Raw genomic sequence first — 16,594 nt, 5'->3', positions numbered from 1 at the left:
CGGGATCAGCGGCCGAGCAGCAGGGCCCGGTGCTCCTCGATCCACGCGGCCTCCGCGTCGAAACCGGGCAGCGTCCCGTCCGCGACGAAGTCCGTCCACGGCGCCATGCCCCGCCCGGCGAGTTCCGCCATCTGCGCCCGTTCCGCGCGGATCATCGCGACGGCCTCCGCGACCACCTCCTCCGGCGTCCACGCACCGTACGCGGCACACAGGTCGCGCAGCCGCGCCGCCCGGTCCACGCCGTCGGCGAAGCCGTACTCCAGCGACCGGTAGTCCGCCGACAGCGGCACGCCGTACCACGCCAGGTGCGCCAGGTCGGTGATCGCGCGACCGGGCTGGGCGAAGTCCCAGTCGATCACCCCGGTCACCCGCCCGTCCCGCCACACCGTGTTGAACGGCGAGAAATCGCCGTGCCGGACGATCTCGCCGGTCGCCGGGGCGAGCGGGTTGCGCCACACCGCGCCCGCCGGCGGCGCGTAGTCGCGCACCGCGTCGTGGTAGCGGCGCAGCAGCGCGCCGAGCTGCGCCAACCCGTCGCCGGTGCGCAGCACGGCGGGCCAGTCCGTCCAGCCGGGCGGGTCGCCGGGCAGGTAGGTCAACACCTCCCGACCCTCGTCGTCCACGCCGAGCACGCGTGGCGCCTCGGCGAAGCCCCGGTCGGCGAGGTGTTCCAGCAGACCGTGCACGGCCGGTGTCCACGGACCGCACGGCCGCCGCACCGTGTCGCCGATCCGCACGACCTCGTTGACGGAACCACCCGCCAGGCTTTCCGCTTCCTGGTTGCTCCCGGTGACCACGTGAGCAACCTACCGCGACCGGTGGTCGTCGAGGTTCAGCAGGGCGTCGGCGAGGAACTTGGTCGCCCAGTTCGGGCAGCGCAGCGGTTCGTACCCGCCGCCGAGCGGCCACGAGCCGGGCAGCGCGCCCACCGCGCGCGGGTCCAGCGGCTGGTCGACCTGCACCTCCAGCAGCCGGGCGACGGTGGCCTCCGCCCGCTCGGCGAGGTGCGGCGCGTGCCGTGCGGCGTCCAGCCACACCGTGGCCATCTGGGCGTCGCCGGTCAGGCAGGCGTAGTCGGCCGCCGGCTCGAAACCCGGCGCGAGCTGGCCGGGCAGCAGCGGCCACAGCGGCGAGGACACCTCGGCGAGGCGGCTCGCGGCGGTCACCGCCACTTCGGCGCACTCCCGGCCCAGGTCGTCGTCCAGCAGCGCGGCGCACCGCAGCAGGCCCCGCAGCGTGTAGGCGATGGTGTGCGTGTACGGGTCCTGACCGGGCCGGAACGCCATGTGGTCGACCCAGCCGTCCGGGTGGGCGTGCCGCAGCACCCAGCGCAGCGCGGACCGGACGGCCGTGCGCACCTCGGGTTCGCCGACCTCGGCGCACACCTCGGCCATCGCCCAGCAGACCCGCGTGGAGTAGGAGTTGGGCAGGCCCAGGAACGCGTGACGCACCCACGACCCGTCCGGTTCCAGCTCGTCGGCGAGCCAGCGCGCCGCGCGCCGGGACGCCACCAGCAGCACGTCCCGGCCGGTCGCGCGCCAGGCGGCGACCAGGCCGAGCAGGATCTGGCCGACGTCGAACACCACCGGTTCGCCGTGCACGCCCATGTCGCCGGGGAACGAGCCGTCCGGCAACTGGATCTCCAGCAGCCAGTCCGCGATCTGCACGGCCCGCTCGGCGAGGTCCGGCCGGTCGAGGCGCTCGGCGGCGCGCAGCAGGGTCGGGATGGTGTAGCCGCTGGTCTCCGGGTACGGCGGCAGCCAGCCGTCACGCAGGTCGAGACCGCCGGACACGCCGTTGCGGCGGGTGGCGTCGTGGGCCGCCGCCGTCCAGTCGGCGGCGCGGACGAGGGCGGCCCGCAGGTCGACGCGGGACGCGAGCGCGGTGTCGGTCATCCGGCCAGCACCCCCGCGAGCCGACGCGCCAGCGCCAGCGTGGTCAGCGACGGGTTCGCCGCGCCCTGCCGGGGGAACGTCGCCGGGCCCGCCGCGTGCAGGCCGGGCACGGCGGTCAGCTCGTGCCGGTCGTCCAGCACCGCGCCGAGCGCGAGCGTGCCGCCCTCGTGGTCCTCGGTGCCCAGCGGGCTGGCCCAGGTCACCGGCGCGGTCAGGCCGGGTCCGTCGTGCCGCAGCCGGGCACGCACCTGGCGCAGCGTCCGGACCGGCGACAGGAAGTCCGCCCCGAACTCCAGCGCCGACCCGGGCCTGCCCTGCACGGCGCACAGCGCGTCCCAGAACGCGCCCAGCACGTCCTGCTGCGCGCGCACCACGCCGGTGTCCTCCGCCGACAGGCCGGCGCGGACCTCCGTCGGCCACGGCCACGGCCCGTCCGGCGCGCAGCGGACCTCGCCCGCGGCGCTCGGCACCTGCTCCCCGGTCACCCACACCTCCAGCTCCACTCCCCCGGTCGAGTTCGGCACGCCTTCCACGAAGAGGTTGGACCGGCTCTCACCGGCCACCGGCGCGTACCGGAAGAAGCGGCCCTCCGGCAGGCCGTCGGCGGGTACGGTCGCGTTGAAACCCTGCACCAGGTGGTCCACCAGCCCGGTCAGCACGGGCGGCGCGCCCGTGGTCGCGAGCGCCTGCACGGCCAGCCGGGTGCTCTCCACCGCACCCGCGGCGAGCACGACCCGCTCGGCGCCCACCCGCGTGCCGTCGGCCAGCACCGCGCCCCGCGCCCGCCCGTCCCGCACCTCGATCCCGGCCACACCCGTGCCGCACGCCAGCACCGCGCGGGCCGCGTCGTCCGCCCAGTGCTCCAGCGGCGAGTAGGCCGACCACCGCTCCGGCTCCACCGGGTCGAAGCGCACCGCGCGTGGCGGCGGCACCAGCGCGAACCCGCCGACGTCCACCGCGGGCACCGGCGCGACCGGCCCCAGCAGCTCCGCGCGCACCCGGTCGTACAACGCGGGCCCGCCGCGCCACGACCGGGTCAGGTCGTCGATCACCGCGGTGGGCCACCACGGCTCGCGCAACGCCCACTCCTCCACCGGCAGCAGGACCCCGTGCCAGTACAGGGAACGGCCGCCGAGCCGGCTGCGCAGGCCCGCGCCGTCGCCGAAGTGCGGCCCGGACGCCGACGTCCACGGTCGGCGGTAGTGCTCGTCGGTGCGGACGTCGGTCCACATCTCCTCGGCGCGGGCGGGTTTCACCGCCGCGTTCACGTGCCTGCGGTCCTCGCCCGGCCCGGCCTCCACCACCAGCACGTCGGCCCCGGCCCGGTCCAGGTGCCGGGCGACCTCCAGTCCCGCCAAGCCGCCGCCGACCACCAGCACGTCGACCGCCGGGGGCAGTTCCGCCGTCGGACTCATCGGTTTCCTCTCCACGTCGGGGCCGGTTCGGGCGCCTGCGGCACCACCCGCTCCAGCCAGGTGTCCAGCACGGCCCGGCGGTCCAGCACGCCCGCGCCGACCGCCGCCGGGTCGCCGATCACGACGGCCGCCACGCCCAGCGCGGCCAGGCCGTCCACCAACCGCCGCGTCCGGTCCAGGGCCGCGCGGCCGGCGGACGGGTCGGTCAGCACGGTCGCGGTGAGCGTGATCCCCGCCGGGTCGCGGTCGACCGCGGCGCACTCCGCCGCGAGCCGCCGCACCCGGTCGGCCAGCACGTCCAGCCGGGACGTGCCGTCCTCGGTGGTGGCGAACAGGTTCGCCTCGTCCGCGTGCGCCGCCACCAGGGGCAGCGTCCACTTCGGACCGTCGCCGCCGACCAGGACCGGCGGCACGCGCCGGGGCGCGGGCGAGCACAGCGCCCTGGGCACCACCAGCACCTCGCCGGTCAGGGCGGGCGCGGTGTCCGCCGAAGCACCCTCCGGGGACCACATCAGCCGGGCCAGGCGCAACGCGTCCGCGAGCAACGCGTACCGCTGCGGCGCGGGCGGGAACGGGATGCCCAGCCCCGCGCACTCGGGCCGGTACCAGCCCGCGCCGATGCCGAAGCAGGCCCGGCCGCCCGACAGCACGTCCAGCGTGGTGACCTGCTTGAGCAGCACCGCCGGGTGGCGGAAGTGCACGCCCGCCACCAGCGGGCCGAGCCCGATCCGCCGGGTGGCGCCGGCCAGCAGGCCGAGCACCGCGAACGGGTCGAGCACCGGCCGGTCGGCGGGACCGGCGTCCCACCACTGGTGGTCGGGCAGCCACACCCGGTCCAGCCCGGCCTCCTCCGCCCGGCGGGCCGCCTCGACCAGGGCGGCGGCCGGGTCCGGCCCGGCCACCGCACCGGTCACGTTGGACAGCAGCAGGTGGAACCGCACCCCTAGCCCCGGACCGCCGCGAACGGCTCCAGCACCCTGGTGTCGTCCTCCGCCCGGCGACCGGTGCGCCGCAGGTCGCGGACCACGGTCACCTTGCGCAGCCACCGGTCCGTGCCGTCGTACCGCGCCCGGAACGCGGCCCGGCCGTGCACGGCGCGGTAGTTGTCCACCAGCAGCAGGTCGCCGGGGCTCATGGGCAGCGCGACCATCGCGCCCGCGAGCCGCGCGCACAGGTCCTCCAGCGCCCGCGCGGCGCGCTCGTCGCCCGGCAGCGGGTCGGTGTAGGCGGGGTCCACCCGCAGGTACGGCGCCGCCGGGTCGCCGAACAACACCGGTCGGGGCGGCACCGGCACGGACGCCGGGTCGACACCACGCAGGTGCTCCGGGTCCGGCCGGATCAGGAACCGCGGCTCGAACAACACCTCCAGGTCAAGTTCGCCGAGGTCCAGCGCGTCCACCGCGGCCACCAGGCTGGCCACGCCGTCCCGGTCCCGCACGCACAGCAGGGCCAGCGCGTCGCACCGGTGGTCGCAGAAGCCGTCCTCCACGTGGAACTCCAGCACGTCCGCGCTGCCGTGCCCGGTCTGCTCGTGCTCCTCGCCGGCGATGGGCAGGATGTCGTGGAACAACCGCCCGCCCTGGAGCGTGGACCAGCACACCGGGTCGCCGAGCCGGGACGCGACCAGCGCCAGCCAGAAGTCCTGCCGCACGGTCGCCGCCGCCGGCCGCTCCCGCCAGTGGACCGGCGTGGGCACGGCGGGCTCGGCCACCGGTCCGCCACGCACCACCAGCACGGACGGCGACTCGCGGTACCGCATGGCGGCCAGCGCCGCGGCCAGGTCGTCGGGCAGCACGTCGGCCGCGAACGGCGCGCGCGGCAGGAAGTCCGGGTGGTCGGCGCGGCCGTAGCGGGCCACGAGGTCGTCCAGCGCGGCCTGGTGCCGCTCGGCGAGCGGGCCGAGCCGCACCTCGCCGACGCCCGGCGCGACTTCGGTGATCGTTGCGTTGCCCATCCTGTCAGCTCCTCTGCCCGAGGCCGATCCGTTCGCGGGCCGTCGCCGCGGCCATCACGCGCAGCAGTCGCGCCCACGGCGCGTCCGGGAACCGCGCCCGGACCAGTTCGCGGTTGGTGGCCAGCGCGTCGGCCACCCACGCGCGGCCCGCGCGGCGGGCGGCCAGCCACCCCATCAGTTCCGCACCCGCGCGGTGCGCCGCCTCCGGGTCGACCCGCACGTAGCGGAAGTCGGGACCGTAGGTCGGTTCGAACGCCGCGTACGGGGTGACCGCGCACGGCACGTCGGCGACCGCCGCGAGCGCCGGTCCGAGGCCGACGCTCTCCACGTCGGTGCGGTTGGGCGTGAACAGCACCGCCCCGCCGGTGTGCCGGGCGATGCCGAGCAGGTCGGCCTCGTCCGGGTGCGGCCGACCGCTCCCGTCGCGGTGGGACGCGAGCGGGACGCCGTCCAGGAACACCACGGCGTCCTCCACCGCCAGGTCGGCCGCGACGCGCCGCACCTCGGCCACGTACTCCGGGTCCTCGTCGAGGCTGCCGAACACCAGCAGCGCCGGGTCCGGCCCGTCCGCCGCACGCATCCCGGCGAACACCCGCAGCGCGATCTCCACGCCCTTCACCTGGAACAGCCGCACCGGGACCAGCACGGCCGGCCGGTCCTCGCCCAGGCCGTGCCAGGTGAGGAAGTCCCGTTGGAACGCGGACAGCGGCCCGTCGGGCACCACCGGCAGCACGTTCGGCACCACCTCGGCCCGCAGCGGGGTCGGGTACCGCGCGGTCTCGTCGGCCAGGCCCGCCGTGACCACCGCCCACCGGTCGGTCGCCGCGTCCGGCACCGGCGTGAACTCGTTCGGCGCGGTCGGGTACACCCGCCGGCCGCGCTCGCGCACGGCGTAGCTGCCGAACAGGTCGTGGTCCCAGTACAGCGCCCCACCCGGCCGACCGGCGCCCCACCGCCGCTGCACGGCACGCCGCAGGCCCACCGTGACCGGCACCGCGTCGGACAGCGTCATGTTGACCGCCACCACCCAGTCCACGTCCGCCTCGTCCAGCCAGCGGGTGAAGTGCTCGGCGTACGGCGCGGCCAGCGCCTCGATCCGGGCGTGCAGGGCGTGGACGCCCTCCGGCGTCAGCTCGTCGGCGTCGGCGACGGCCGAGCGGATCGCGCCCAGCTCGGCGATCAGGGCGTCGCGGGACAGGTCGGTGGGCACCGCGTCGGTGACCTCCAACCAGTCCGGGTAACGCAGGTCCGACCGGCCCGCCGGGAAGAACGCCGCCTTGTCCGGCCGCCAGGAGTAGCCCAGGTCGGCGGCCACCGGCAGGTCCAGGTGCCCGGCCGCCGTCGCGCGGTCCACCACGTTGCGCAGCACCGTCAGCAGGCCGCTCACCGGTAGCCCGTCCCCGCACACCACGGCCCACCGCATCAGCGCACCGCCATCCGCGCGGGCGCGGTGTCGGCGGACGTCTCCGGGACCGCCTCGCGCAGGAAGTGGTAGAGCCTGCTCTTGGTGAGGGCGCGGCCGATGCCGCGCTCGTCCAGGCCGAGCGTCTTGGCGTAACCGGACAGCAGGTCGCGCTGGTCGCGGGTGAGGCGGAACGCGACCCGCTGCGGCGTGGCCAGCACGCAGTCCGCGGGTGTGCTCTCCGGGTCGCTCGCGTACCGCGCGATGTCGTGGGACAGCGTGGCGTGCACGGCGGTCGGCGAGTCCAGCTCGAACACCCCGCGCCCGCTGGCGGACACGAACTCCCGCAGGTCGGCCAGGAACGCGTGCTCCTCCGCGGACAGCGGGTCGTCCTCGAAGACCTTGTCCAGCGCGGAGAACGCGATCTCGACCAAGCCGGGCCAGCCGTACATCAGGGCGTAGGCGCGGTAGGTGTACATCTCGTTGTTGCCCAGCTCGCCGGACAGGTAGCGGGCCATGGTCTCCGGCTGCTTCACGTACTCCATCAGCTCGTCGCGGTCGTCGTGCAGCTGACCGATGGTCTCGCGGGTGAACAGCTCCATCGCCCGGTCCAGGTCGGCGGGGCGGGGCAGCGCGATCGCCGCGTCGATCCAGTCCGCGATGGAACGGCCCTTGGACTGCAAGAACTTCTCGATCGCCGCGAACGGGCTGTGGTTGTGCAGCAGGGACACGTAGCAGTTGTAGATCCGGCACTCCAGGTACTCGTCGAACGTCAGCGTGTCGAGACCGACGCAGACCTCGTCCACCTCCGCCGCCGCGACCACCTGCCCGAGCACCCGGTAGCTGCCGAACGAGCGCGGGATGACCCGGTACTTCGTGCGCATCGCGAACCGCTCGCGGTTGGCGGGCGTGGACAGCTCGCTGCCGGGCAGCAGGGAGAGCTGGAACATGGTCAGCGAGTCGAAGCCCGCGTCCAGCAGCTTGCGGATGCTCGCCAGGTGCGCGGCGCGGCTGTCGCCGGGCAGGCCGAGGATGATCTCGCTGTAGGAGCCGGCGCCCGCCTGCTTGGCCGCCAACGCCTGCTGCACCAGCGTGTCGGCGTTGATGTTGGTGCGCTGGATGTTCTCCAGCACGCCCGGGTCCATGCTCTGCACCGAGCCGGTGAGCTGGATCGCGCCGCGGGTCTTCTCGATCGCCCGCAAGACGCGGTCGCGCTTGTTCTTGCCGGTGGTGGCGTTGATGTAACGCGGCCAGCCGTACCGGTCCTGGCACTCGGCGATGATGTCGCAGATCTGCTCGTCCTGCGGGTACATGCCGAAGTTGGAGTCGGTGAGCAGCAGCTCGTTGCGCCCGCCCTCGGCGATCAGGTCGCGCATCCGCGAGCCGATGTGGTGCAGCTGCCGCTCCACCGCCTCCAGCGGGTTCATCGCGACCTTCTGGTAATACTTCTCGCCTTCCACGCAGAAGGTGCACTTGAACGGGCAGCCGCGGTTGGTCTGGAGCGTCGGCACCAGCTTGCCGTCGAAGAACTCGTCCAGCAGGCCCGACAGGTACGGGGGCGGGATGCTCTCCATGTCCGCCATGCGCGGGCGGCTGAAGTCCATGTGCGCCGTGCCGTCCGGCGCGATCGAGTTCACCGAGCGGACCTTGCCGTGCACCGCGTCGCGGTCGAACCCGGCCTCGGTCAGCTCGACGAGCAGTTCGGCGAAGCCCTGCTCACCCTCGCCCACGACGTAGTAGTCGATCTCCGGGTGCTCGCGCAGGAACTGCTCCCGCTCCGGCACCACCAGGCTGTAGTGCGGGCCGCCGAACACGATGACCACGTCCGGCCGGGCGGCGCGCACCGCGCGGGCGAACGCCAGGGAAAGCTCGGAGTTCCAGACGTAGTGGCTGAACCCGAGCACGCGCGGCGTCTCGGCCTCCAACGCCTCCGCCAGCCGCTCCGGGTACTTGAAGAGGCGGAACTTGAGGTCCGGGCTGGTGTCGGCGGCGTAGGTCGCCAGGCACGCCACCGCGTAGGGCATCGACTCAGCCGAGATCGACTGCTGGGTGTAGGTCAGGTCGGCGAGCCAGACCTCCGGAACCACGGTGGTCCCAGGTGACATGAGTCCCTCCAAGGCGTGCTCAAGCGCGCCGTCGGGCTGACGGCGTCCGGTGCGCTCTGGTCGGGCGACGGCGGGCGGTGCCGCCTGATGGGGGCGAGCGGCCCACCGACGCGACAGTAACTTCCGTTGCGGTGGAAGGACAAGGCGCGCAACTCTTCCACTCGGGACACTAGGATCGGCCGCATGTCCACGCGCCTGAGCGGTCGGTTCGGCAGACTCTGGGGCGCGAGCACGGTGGGCGCGCTCGGCGACGGGCTGACCGTCGTCGCCGGCCCCCTGCTCGCCGTCGCGCTGACCCGCGACCCGATCGCGATCAGCGGGCTGGTGGTGGCGCAACGCCTGCCGTGGCTGCTGTTCAGCCTGCCCGGCGGCGCGCTGGTCGACCGGCTGGACCCGGCACGCCTGATGTCCGCGACCGCTCTCGCGCGAGCGCTCGCGCTCGGCGTGGTGGCGTGGGCGGTCCTCGCCGGCACGCCCGCGGTGGCGTTGCTCTACGCGGCGTTCTTCGTCGTGGGCTGCGCCGGTGTGCTGTTCGACGCCGCGGTGGTGGCTCAGGTGCCCGTGCTGGTGCCGGAACCCCTGCTGGCCAGGGCGAACGGCCGCCTGCTCGCGGGGCGCACGCTGGCCGGCGACCTGCTGGCCGCACCCGTGGCGGCCGGGCTGTTCGCGCTCGCGGCGTGGCTGCCGTTCGCGGCGGACGCCGCGGCGCTGGCGGCGGTCGCGGTGGTGGTCCTCACCCTCGGCGGCACGCGCCCGGCCACCACGGACCGCGTGCCGCTGCGGACGGCGGTCCTGGTGGGGTTGCGGTGGTTGTGGTCGCACCGGCTGCTGCGGGTGCTGGCGGTGACGGTGGGCCTGCTGAACCTGACGTTCGCGGGCACCACGGCGGTGCTGGTCCTGATCGCCGCCGAGCGGCTGGGCGGCGCCTTCGCCTACCCGGCGCTGCTGACGGCGCTGGCGTGGGGCGGTGTCGTGGGAGGTCTCCTGGCCGACCGCGTCGTGCGCCGCTTCGGTACGACGGCGGTGCTGCGCGTGGGCCTGCTGGCGGAGGCCGCCACGCACGCGGCGCTGGCCGTGCTGCGGGACCTGGTGGCGGCGTGCGTGGTGCTGGCGTTGTTCGGCCTGGTGTCGATGGTGTTCGCGACCAGCACCTCGACGTTGCGCCAGCGCCTCGCGCCACCCGACCTGCTGGGCCGGGTGCAGAGCGCCTACCGCCTGCTGTCCACCGGCGGGGCGGCGGTCGGCGCGGCGCTGGCGGGCGTCCTCGCGACGGCCGTCGGCCTGACCGCGCCCCTCTGGCTGGGTGCCGCCGCGGGGGTCGGCCTGGTGCTCACGACGTGGCGCGCCCTGGCCGCCGCCGACCAGACCACCCCGTCCCGCACCTGACCGACCGCCCCTCGTCCCCGGTCACCCGCCCGAGGCGGACCACGTCCCCCGACCCGCACCCTGGCCACCGTTGAAGCGGCTCACGTCCCCCGGCACCCGCCGAGACCCGCGGCGTCAGACCGGCGCGGCGAGTTCGGCCAACCGCTTGGTCGCCAGCCCGTAGTCGCACTCCCGGAAATCACCGTTGCGACCGGCGAACCGTTGCAGCACCCGCCGGGCGCGTTGCTCGCCCACCAGGTCGCCCAGGACCAGCTCCGCGAACCCCCGCAGCAGCGTGAACCGCGACAGGTCCGGGTTCCGGCGGTGCAGGCGCATGTGCGACGTCCACAGGTGGCGCGTGGACGCGGCGGCCGTCGCGGTGTGGGAGCCGATCGCCTTGAAGCAGTACGGTCGGTCCACCACGGCGAACTCGCCCGGCCCGACGGCCGAGAGCAGCAGGCAGGTCTGGTCGAGGTCCTCGCCGAAGTCCAGGTCCTGGTCCATCAGCGACGCCCGGCGGGTCAGCACCTCCCGCAGCAGGTCGGTCCGGACCGCGTTGGACGGGTGGGCCGCGCTGTACGCGCCGCGCTTCCGGTAGCGCTCCAACGTCCGGTCGTGCGGCGCGGGCCCGTAGACGTACGCGTACCGCTCCTCCTCGTTGAAGAACAACGCGGTGGCCGTGACGAGCTTGCGGTACCCACCCAGGGCCAGTTGCTCGGCGGCCACGTCGTCGTCGGCCAGGAAGTCGTCCGCATCCAGCCGGAACGTCCACGACCGGTCCGGCGGCTCGGACGTGCGGGCCGCGTGCGCGAGGCCGACGTTGAGCGGCCGGGCCGGGGTGCGGCGGTCGTCGGGCCGCCGCACCAGGGTGATGACCTCCACCCTGGGGTCCTCGGCCAGTTCCGCCGCGATCCGGTCGCTGCCGTCGGTGGACCCGTGGTCGACGACCAGCACCCGCACGTCGACCCCGCGCTGCCGCAACGCCGACCGCACCGAGCGCGGCAGCATGTCGGCGGCGTTGTAGAGCGGGATCACGAAGTTGACCAGCGGCGCGCCGCTCACGGCCGACCTCCGTCCACTATGGAGTCCAACGCGCGCACGCGGTCGGCCCACGTGTTCGCCGCGCAGAACCGCGCCATCTCCTCGGCGTCGGCCGGGGACAGCTCCAGCGGGTCCACCTCGTGCACCAGCTTCACGAACTCGTCCGCGTCGCGGGCGATGTGCACCGCCGGGTACGACTCGATGTCGGGCATGTCCGAGGACACCACCACCGAGCCCGCACCCAGGTACTCGAACACCTTCAACGGCGACACCGCGGCGGTGAGTTCGGTGCGGTGGAACGGGATGATGCCCACGTCCGCCGCCGTCAGCCACGGCACCAGCTCGTCGTGCGGCACCTCCTCGAACACGCGCACGTTCGCGGGCCGGTCGAGTTCGGTCAGCAACGCCTCGATGTCACGCCCGTCGTGCTCCTCGGGCGCGGGCCGCAACGAGCCGATGTAGGTGAAGTCGCACTCCGGCAGCTCCCGCGCCAGCCGGAAGTTCACCTCCCAGTCGAACCAGTTGCCCCACACCGTGCCCAGGTGCAGCACGCGCTTGCGGGTGCCGGGCGCGCGCCGCCGCACACCGCCCTCCGGCGCGATGCGGCGCAGGAAGCGGCTGTCCACGGCGTTGGGCACCAGGTGCCCGGGAACGCCCTCCGGCAGCCGGTCCACGAGGCGGTTGCTGACCGCCGTCACGGCCAGCGCGTTCCGCTGGTACCAGCGCTCGGTTTCGCTGTCGCCCCAGGGCGTCTTGGTGAAGTCGTCCCACAGGTCCATCACGTCGTAGACGAACGGCACACCGGCCGCGCCCGCGATCTCCAGCGCGGGCCGGAAGTGCGCGCTCGGGAAGTGCGAGCGGATGTAGCGCGGCCGGAGACCGTCCAGCAGGGTGCGCAGCGACACCGGGTCGGCCCCGGTCAACGCCGCGGCGTGCGGCGAGCGCGGGCGCACCGAGTCGCCGTCGAGCTGGTAGAGCGCGAGGCGCGCGTACTCGGGGTCGGCCACACCGGAGGCGATCAGGTCGGGCAGGTCGGCGTCGTTGGCGTACACGTAGCCCGCCGACCGGCCCATGCCCAGCTCTTCGCGCAGGATCTGGTTGAACCGCTCCGCGCCGCCGTAGATCCACGGCTGGTAGAAGTTCATCACCAGCACGCTCACACCCGTAGCCACCACAGGTCCTCCTGTTGTCCGTCCCGCGCTCACGCGCTGGGCTCCCGCCGGGCCGCCACGAACCCGGCGAGGCCGGCGATGGTGCCGAAGTTGCGGTTGGTCAGGTCGGCGTCGGTGACCTTCACGCCGAACTCGCGCTCCAGGAACGTGGCGATGCGCAGGGTGTCCAGCGAGTCCACGGCCTTCCGCTTGATCAGCGGGTAGTCGTCGGTCAGCTCCTCCACCGTCCCGCGCCAGTTCAGCTCGGACAGGATGAACTGCCGGATGCGGTCCCGCGTGGTCATCGGTCTCCTCCATTCTGCGCGGACGCGTTCCGCGCGGCTCCGTGCCTCGCGGCGACCGCGGTGCGGTCGACCTTCCCGGTCGAGGTGCGGGGCAGCGCGTCGACAACGGTGATCGGGTCGGGCGCCATGTGCCGGGGCAGCACGCGGGCGCAGTGCGCGGCCACGTCGGCGGCGGTCACCCCGGCGGTGGCGGTGACGAACGCGGTGAGGCGGTTGGTGATCAGCTCGTCCGGCACCGCGACCACCACGCCCTCCAGCACGCCGGGGCACGTGAGCAGCGCGGCCTCCACGTCGCCCAGCTCGATCCGGTAGCCCCGGCTCTTCACCTGGTGGTCGCGGCGGCCGACGAAGTGCCACCGCCCGGACCCGTCCCGCCACGCGGTGTCGCCCGTGCGGTGCAGCGCCACGGGGTCCGCGCCCCAGTAGCCCCGCATCACGGACGGTCCGCGCACCCACAGCTCACCGGGTGCGCCGTCCGGCACGGGCGTGCCGTCGTCGGCGTGCGCGCTCAGCTCCGCACCGGACGCCGGCACGCCGATCGGCACCGGCCCGTCCGGCGGGCCGGTGAGCGTGTGGCAGGCGCACACGTTGGTCTCGGTCGGGCCGTACAGGTTGTGGAACACCACACCGTCGAGCTGTGCCATCAGGGTGGCGAGCCGGGCGGGTGGGAACACCTCGCCCGCGTACAGGACGGCGCGCAACGCGGGCAGTCCGCCGGCGGGCAGGCCGCCACGCGTGCTGAGCATGATCAGCTGGGACGGCACCGCGTACCAGAGCGTGATCCCGTGCTCCCGCATGAAGTCCACGGCCTCCACGGGGAACGCGGCCACCTCGGGTGGCGCGGGCACCACTCTCGCGCCCGCTCGCACCGGCACGAACAGGTCGAACACGGTCAGGTCGAAGTGCGGTGGCGCCGGGCTGGCGATCCGGTCGTCCGGGGTGACCGCGAAGTAGTCGGCGGCCCAGTCGACGAACGCCAACGCGTTGCGGTGCGAGAGGACGACGCCCTTGGGCCGTCCCGTCGAACCGGAGGTGTAGAGGATGTAGGCGGCGTCGTCCGGTTCACGCACCGCCTGCCCGGCCACGCCGGGATCGCCGGGCACGGCCGCCAACGGGTCGGTCACCACCGGCATCCCCGCCACCCGGTCGGCCTCGTCCGGGTCCGCCACCACGGCACGCACACCGCAGTCGTCCAACACCGCCGCCAGCCGCTCCGCCGGTGCCGAAAGGTCCAGCGGCACGTACACCGCGCCCGCCGCGAGCACGCCGTGCGCCGCGACCACGAACGCGATCCCCTTGGGCAGCAGCAAACCCACGCGATCACCGGGTCGCACGCCCAGCGCACCCAGCCTGCCCCCGAGCCGCGTGGCGGACTGCCGCAACTCGGCGTAGGTCATCGCCGTTTCCCCGTCGTCCACGGCGATCCGGTCACCGTGGACCGCCGCCGCCGTCGCCAGCAGCCCGGTCAACGTCCCCGACGTCACAGGCCCAACTCCCTCGCGATGAGCATCCGCAGCACGTCCGAGGTCCCCGAGTAGGCGCGGCTGGCCAGGGCGTCGCGCACCTCGCGTTCCAGACCAGTGCCCGACAGGTAACCGTGCCCGCCGAAGACCTCCATCACGTCCATCGCGGACCGCACCAGGCACTCGCTCAGGTGCAGCTTCACCAGCGCCGCGGACGCCGCCGAAGACCCGCCCCGGGCGCACTGCTGCGCGTAGCGGTACTGAACCGCTCGTGCGGTCTCCAACCGCACGTGCATGTCCACGATCCGGTGCGACACGGCCTGGAACGCGGCGATCGGCCGGTCGAACTGACGGCGTTGGCGGGCGTGCTCGACGGCGGCTTCGAGGTGGCGGCGCATGGTGCCCAGCGCGGAGGCGAGCACGAAGCCGCGTTCCCACTCCATCGCGGTGGCGAACACCCGTCCCCCGCCGCCCTCGGCCCCGAGCAACGCGTCCTCGCCGACCAGGCACCCCCGCAGCTCCACCTGCGCGGTGGGCGAGGTGCGCAGCCCCATCTTCGCCATGGGCGGCCCGACGAGCAGCCCGGGGGCGTCGCGCTCCACCAGGAACGCCGACGTGCCGAAGAAACCGGCGTCCGGGTCGGTGCGCGCGAACACCACGAACAGGTCGGCCACCGGCGCGTTGGTGACCAACGTCTTCACCCCGTCCAGCACCCAGCCGCCGGATACCCGCCGCGCGGTCGCGGCCATGCCCATGGCGTCCGAACCGGTGTCCGGCTCGGTCATCGCCTGCAAGCCGATCAGCGTCCCGTCGCACAGGCCCGGCAGGTAACGCTTGCGCTGCTCCTCGGTGCCGCACGCGAGAACGGGCAGCGCGCACGCCCACAGGTGCGCGTTCAGCGAGAAGATCAGGCCGTTGTCGCGGCAGCCGTGGCCCAGCGCCTCCAGCGCGGCGACCAGGGTCACCGGGTCCGCGCCGCCGCCACCGTACTCGACGGGGATCGGCAGGCCCTGCAACCCGACCCGCGCGCACCGCCGCCACAGCTCGCGGTCGAACCGGCCCTCCGCCTCCCGCTCGGGCGCGCCGGGGTCCAGCTCCTCCTCCGCGAACCGGGCCACCACGTCCCGGTAGGCGCGCTGGTCGGCGTCGAGCGGGACCTCGGTGATCACAGCGACTTCCCGAACGTGTGGTAGCGGGCCACCCGCGTCCCGCCGAAGGAGTCCAGCAGGTCGACCATCTGCGAGTTGTCGGGGTCGATGAACACCGCTTCCACCTCCGTCATGCCAACGGACTCGTAGTGGGCGAACAACGCGGCCAACAGGGTGTGCCCGACGTGCCTGCCGCGGAACCGCTCGCGGACCGCGAGTGTGGTGCCGGTGCCCTCGCGCACCAGCGCCGCCCGCTCGTCGAACCACCGCCGCGCGTCCTCGTCCCACCGGCCGTCCAACTCGCGCAGCAACGCGGTGTGGTCGGGCGAACCCGAGCACAGGCCCGCGATCTCGCCGTCCACCTCCGCGAACAGGATCTGGCCCGGGTCGGCCCGCTCGTACACCGCCATCTCGCCCGCCATCTCGGCGTCGGTCAGCGGGTAGTAGTCCCACGCCGCGGTGAAGCACTCGTTGAACACGGCCTGCGCGGACGCCGACTCCTCCACCCAGCGGTCGCGGTCGAGCGGGCGCACCTCGCACATCCGCCTGCGCGTCACCAGTTCCATCAGCTCGCGGGTTTTGGGATCGTGGAGGTCGAACCGCCACGACAGCCACGGCCGGTGCTCGCGGTACCCGGCCGCGGCCAGTTGCTTCGCGTAGTGCGGCGGGTGCCACGGCTCGGGCGAGCGCGGTGGGCGGTGGTGCTCGGCGGTGCGGAAACCCAGTGCGGTGCCGCAGTTCCCGTCGTAGCCCGCGATCACGGAGTCCGCGCCGCGCTCGGCGAGCCAGCGCTCGGCCGCCGCCGTCAGTTCCACCACGGCTTCGTCCGCGCCCTCGGCCGCGGCGAAGCAGCCCAGGAAACCGGCGTTCGAGCCGTGGTGCCGCTGCCAGCGGCGGTTGACGAACACCGCGCACCGCGCGACATCGGACCCGTTGTCCGACACGGCGAACAAGGCGTGCTCGATGCCCTCGTGCAGCGCGGGTCCGCCGCGCAGCAGGTCGACCAGGGGTTCCTCGGCCGGCGGCACCCACAGCGGGTGGTCGGCGAGGAAGTCGCGCTCCCGGCGGGCGAACTCCCGCACGCCCGCTTCGTCGTCGAGAGGGATTTCCCTGGTGTGCATACGTTTGCCTCCGGAGCCTCGTCGGAAGACCGGCCTGCGGGTGCCCGCCGTTCGCACACAACCAGCGCACGCACGTGTTCGGCAAGGCGCGGAGTCGGTGTGGTGCAACGGCTTGGTGCCCACGACCGGCTTGTGGCTACAGTCGGGTCACCGCCACCGCGCCGGTCGGCGAACGGCCGGCGCTCCCGACCTCCGGCGGTCTTCCCATTGAGCCACACGCTTTCCCCGG

General features: G+C 74.2%; 14 protein-coding genes. 1 reads left to right on the top strand and 13 read right to left on the bottom strand.

The features are described 5' to 3' along the window. Positions 1-5: 5 nt before the first annotated feature. Genes KZQ38_RS24800 through KZQ38_RS24770 form a run of 7 tightly spaced genes read right to left on the bottom strand, consistent with a single transcriptional unit; the run spans position 6 to position 8,771 of the window. Positions 6-797: a phosphotransferase enzyme family protein gene (locus KZQ38_RS24800; protein ID WP_219444946.1), complete on the bottom strand. Its 792-nt coding sequence runs from the start codon at positions 795-797 to the stop codon at positions 6-8. A 9-nt stretch (positions 798-806) separates the two neighbouring features. After that, the gene (locus KZQ38_RS24795) at positions 807-1,895 is read right to left on the bottom strand and encodes a prenyltransferase/squalene oxidase repeat-containing protein (RefSeq protein WP_219444944.1); all 1,089 of its coding nucleotides are present in this window, start codon (positions 1,893-1,895) and stop codon (positions 807-809) included. Continuing rightward, positions 1,892-3,310, bottom strand: coding sequence for an FAD-dependent oxidoreductase (locus tag KZQ38_RS24790; protein WP_219444942.1), 1,419 nt, complete (start codon positions 3,308-3,310; stop codon positions 1,892-1,894). Before KZQ38_RS24790 ends, KZQ38_RS24795 begins: the two co-directional genes overlap by 4 nt. Continuing rightward, the gene (locus KZQ38_RS24785) at positions 3,307-4,251 is read right to left on the bottom strand and encodes an LLM class flavin-dependent oxidoreductase (RefSeq protein WP_219444940.1); all 945 of its coding nucleotides are present in this window, start codon (positions 4,249-4,251) and stop codon (positions 3,307-3,309) included. The genes KZQ38_RS24790 and KZQ38_RS24785 overlap by 4 nt, the downstream gene beginning before the upstream one ends. Positions 4,252-4,253: 2 nt before the next feature. Further along, positions 4,254-5,264 (bottom strand): TauD/TfdA family dioxygenase, encoded by a 1,011-nt coding sequence (locus KZQ38_RS24780; protein ID WP_219444938.1) that lies wholly within the window; start codon positions 5,262-5,264, stop codon positions 4,254-4,256. 4 nt (positions 5,265-5,268) lie between these two features. Further along, positions 5,269-6,687, bottom strand: coding sequence for a hypothetical protein (locus tag KZQ38_RS24775; RefSeq protein ID WP_219444936.1), 1,419 nt, complete (start codon positions 6,685-6,687; stop codon positions 5,269-5,271). Next, positions 6,687-8,771: a B12-binding domain-containing radical SAM protein gene (locus tag KZQ38_RS24770; protein WP_219444935.1), complete on the bottom strand. Its 2,085-nt coding sequence runs from the start codon at positions 8,769-8,771 to the stop codon at positions 6,687-6,689. The genes KZQ38_RS24775 and KZQ38_RS24770 overlap by 1 nt, the downstream gene beginning before the upstream one ends. Positions 8,772-8,954: 183 nt before the next feature. Here KZQ38_RS24770 and KZQ38_RS24765 point away from each other — a divergent pair, with 183 nt between their 5' ends. Beyond that, positions 8,955-10,157, top strand: a complete 1,203-nt coding sequence (locus tag KZQ38_RS24765; protein ID WP_219444933.1) for an MFS transporter — start codon at positions 8,955-8,957, stop codon at positions 10,155-10,157. A 114-nt stretch (positions 10,158-10,271) separates the two neighbouring features. Here KZQ38_RS24765 and KZQ38_RS24760 read toward each other — a convergent pair whose 3' ends face one another. The 6 genes from KZQ38_RS24760 to KZQ38_RS24735 are packed head-to-tail and all read right to left on the bottom strand — an operon-like array spanning position 10,272 to position 16,365. Next, positions 10,272-11,198: a glycosyltransferase family 2 protein gene (locus KZQ38_RS24760; RefSeq protein ID WP_219444931.1), complete on the bottom strand. Its 927-nt coding sequence runs from the start codon at positions 11,196-11,198 to the stop codon at positions 10,272-10,274. Continuing rightward, positions 11,195-12,349, bottom strand: a complete 1,155-nt coding sequence (locus KZQ38_RS24755) for a glycosyltransferase family protein (protein ID WP_219444929.1) — start codon at positions 12,347-12,349, stop codon at positions 11,195-11,197. The genes KZQ38_RS24760 and KZQ38_RS24755 overlap by 4 nt, the downstream gene beginning before the upstream one ends. Before the next feature lie 29 nt (positions 12,350-12,378). Continuing rightward, positions 12,379-12,633, bottom strand: coding sequence for an acyl carrier protein (locus KZQ38_RS24750; protein ID WP_219444927.1), 255 nt, complete (start codon positions 12,631-12,633; stop codon positions 12,379-12,381). Further along, positions 12,630-14,117, bottom strand: a complete 1,488-nt coding sequence (locus tag KZQ38_RS24745; RefSeq protein ID WP_219444925.1) for an amino acid adenylation domain-containing protein — start codon at positions 14,115-14,117, stop codon at positions 12,630-12,632. Before KZQ38_RS24745 ends, KZQ38_RS24750 begins: the two co-directional genes overlap by 4 nt. Continuing rightward, entirely contained in the window at positions 14,114-15,265 is a 1,152-nt protein-coding gene (locus KZQ38_RS24740; protein WP_219444923.1) for an acyl-CoA dehydrogenase family protein, read from the bottom strand. The genes KZQ38_RS24745 and KZQ38_RS24740 overlap by 4 nt, the downstream gene beginning before the upstream one ends. Next, a complete protein-coding gene (locus KZQ38_RS24735) occupies positions 15,262-16,365 on the bottom strand; it encodes a GNAT family N-acetyltransferase (RefSeq protein ID WP_219444921.1) in 1,104 nt (367 codons plus the stop codon). The genes KZQ38_RS24740 and KZQ38_RS24735 overlap by 4 nt, the downstream gene beginning before the upstream one ends. Positions 16,366-16,594: the final 229 nt, after the last annotated feature.

The sequence above is a fragment of the Saccharothrix obliqua genome, from assembly GCF_019375475.1.
Classification (GTDB): Bacteria; Actinomycetota; Actinomycetes; order Mycobacteriales; family Pseudonocardiaceae; genus Actinosynnema; species Actinosynnema obliqua.
The sequence above is the reverse complement of the archived record's forward strand: the minus strand, read 5'-3'. Positions and strand labels throughout refer to the sequence as shown.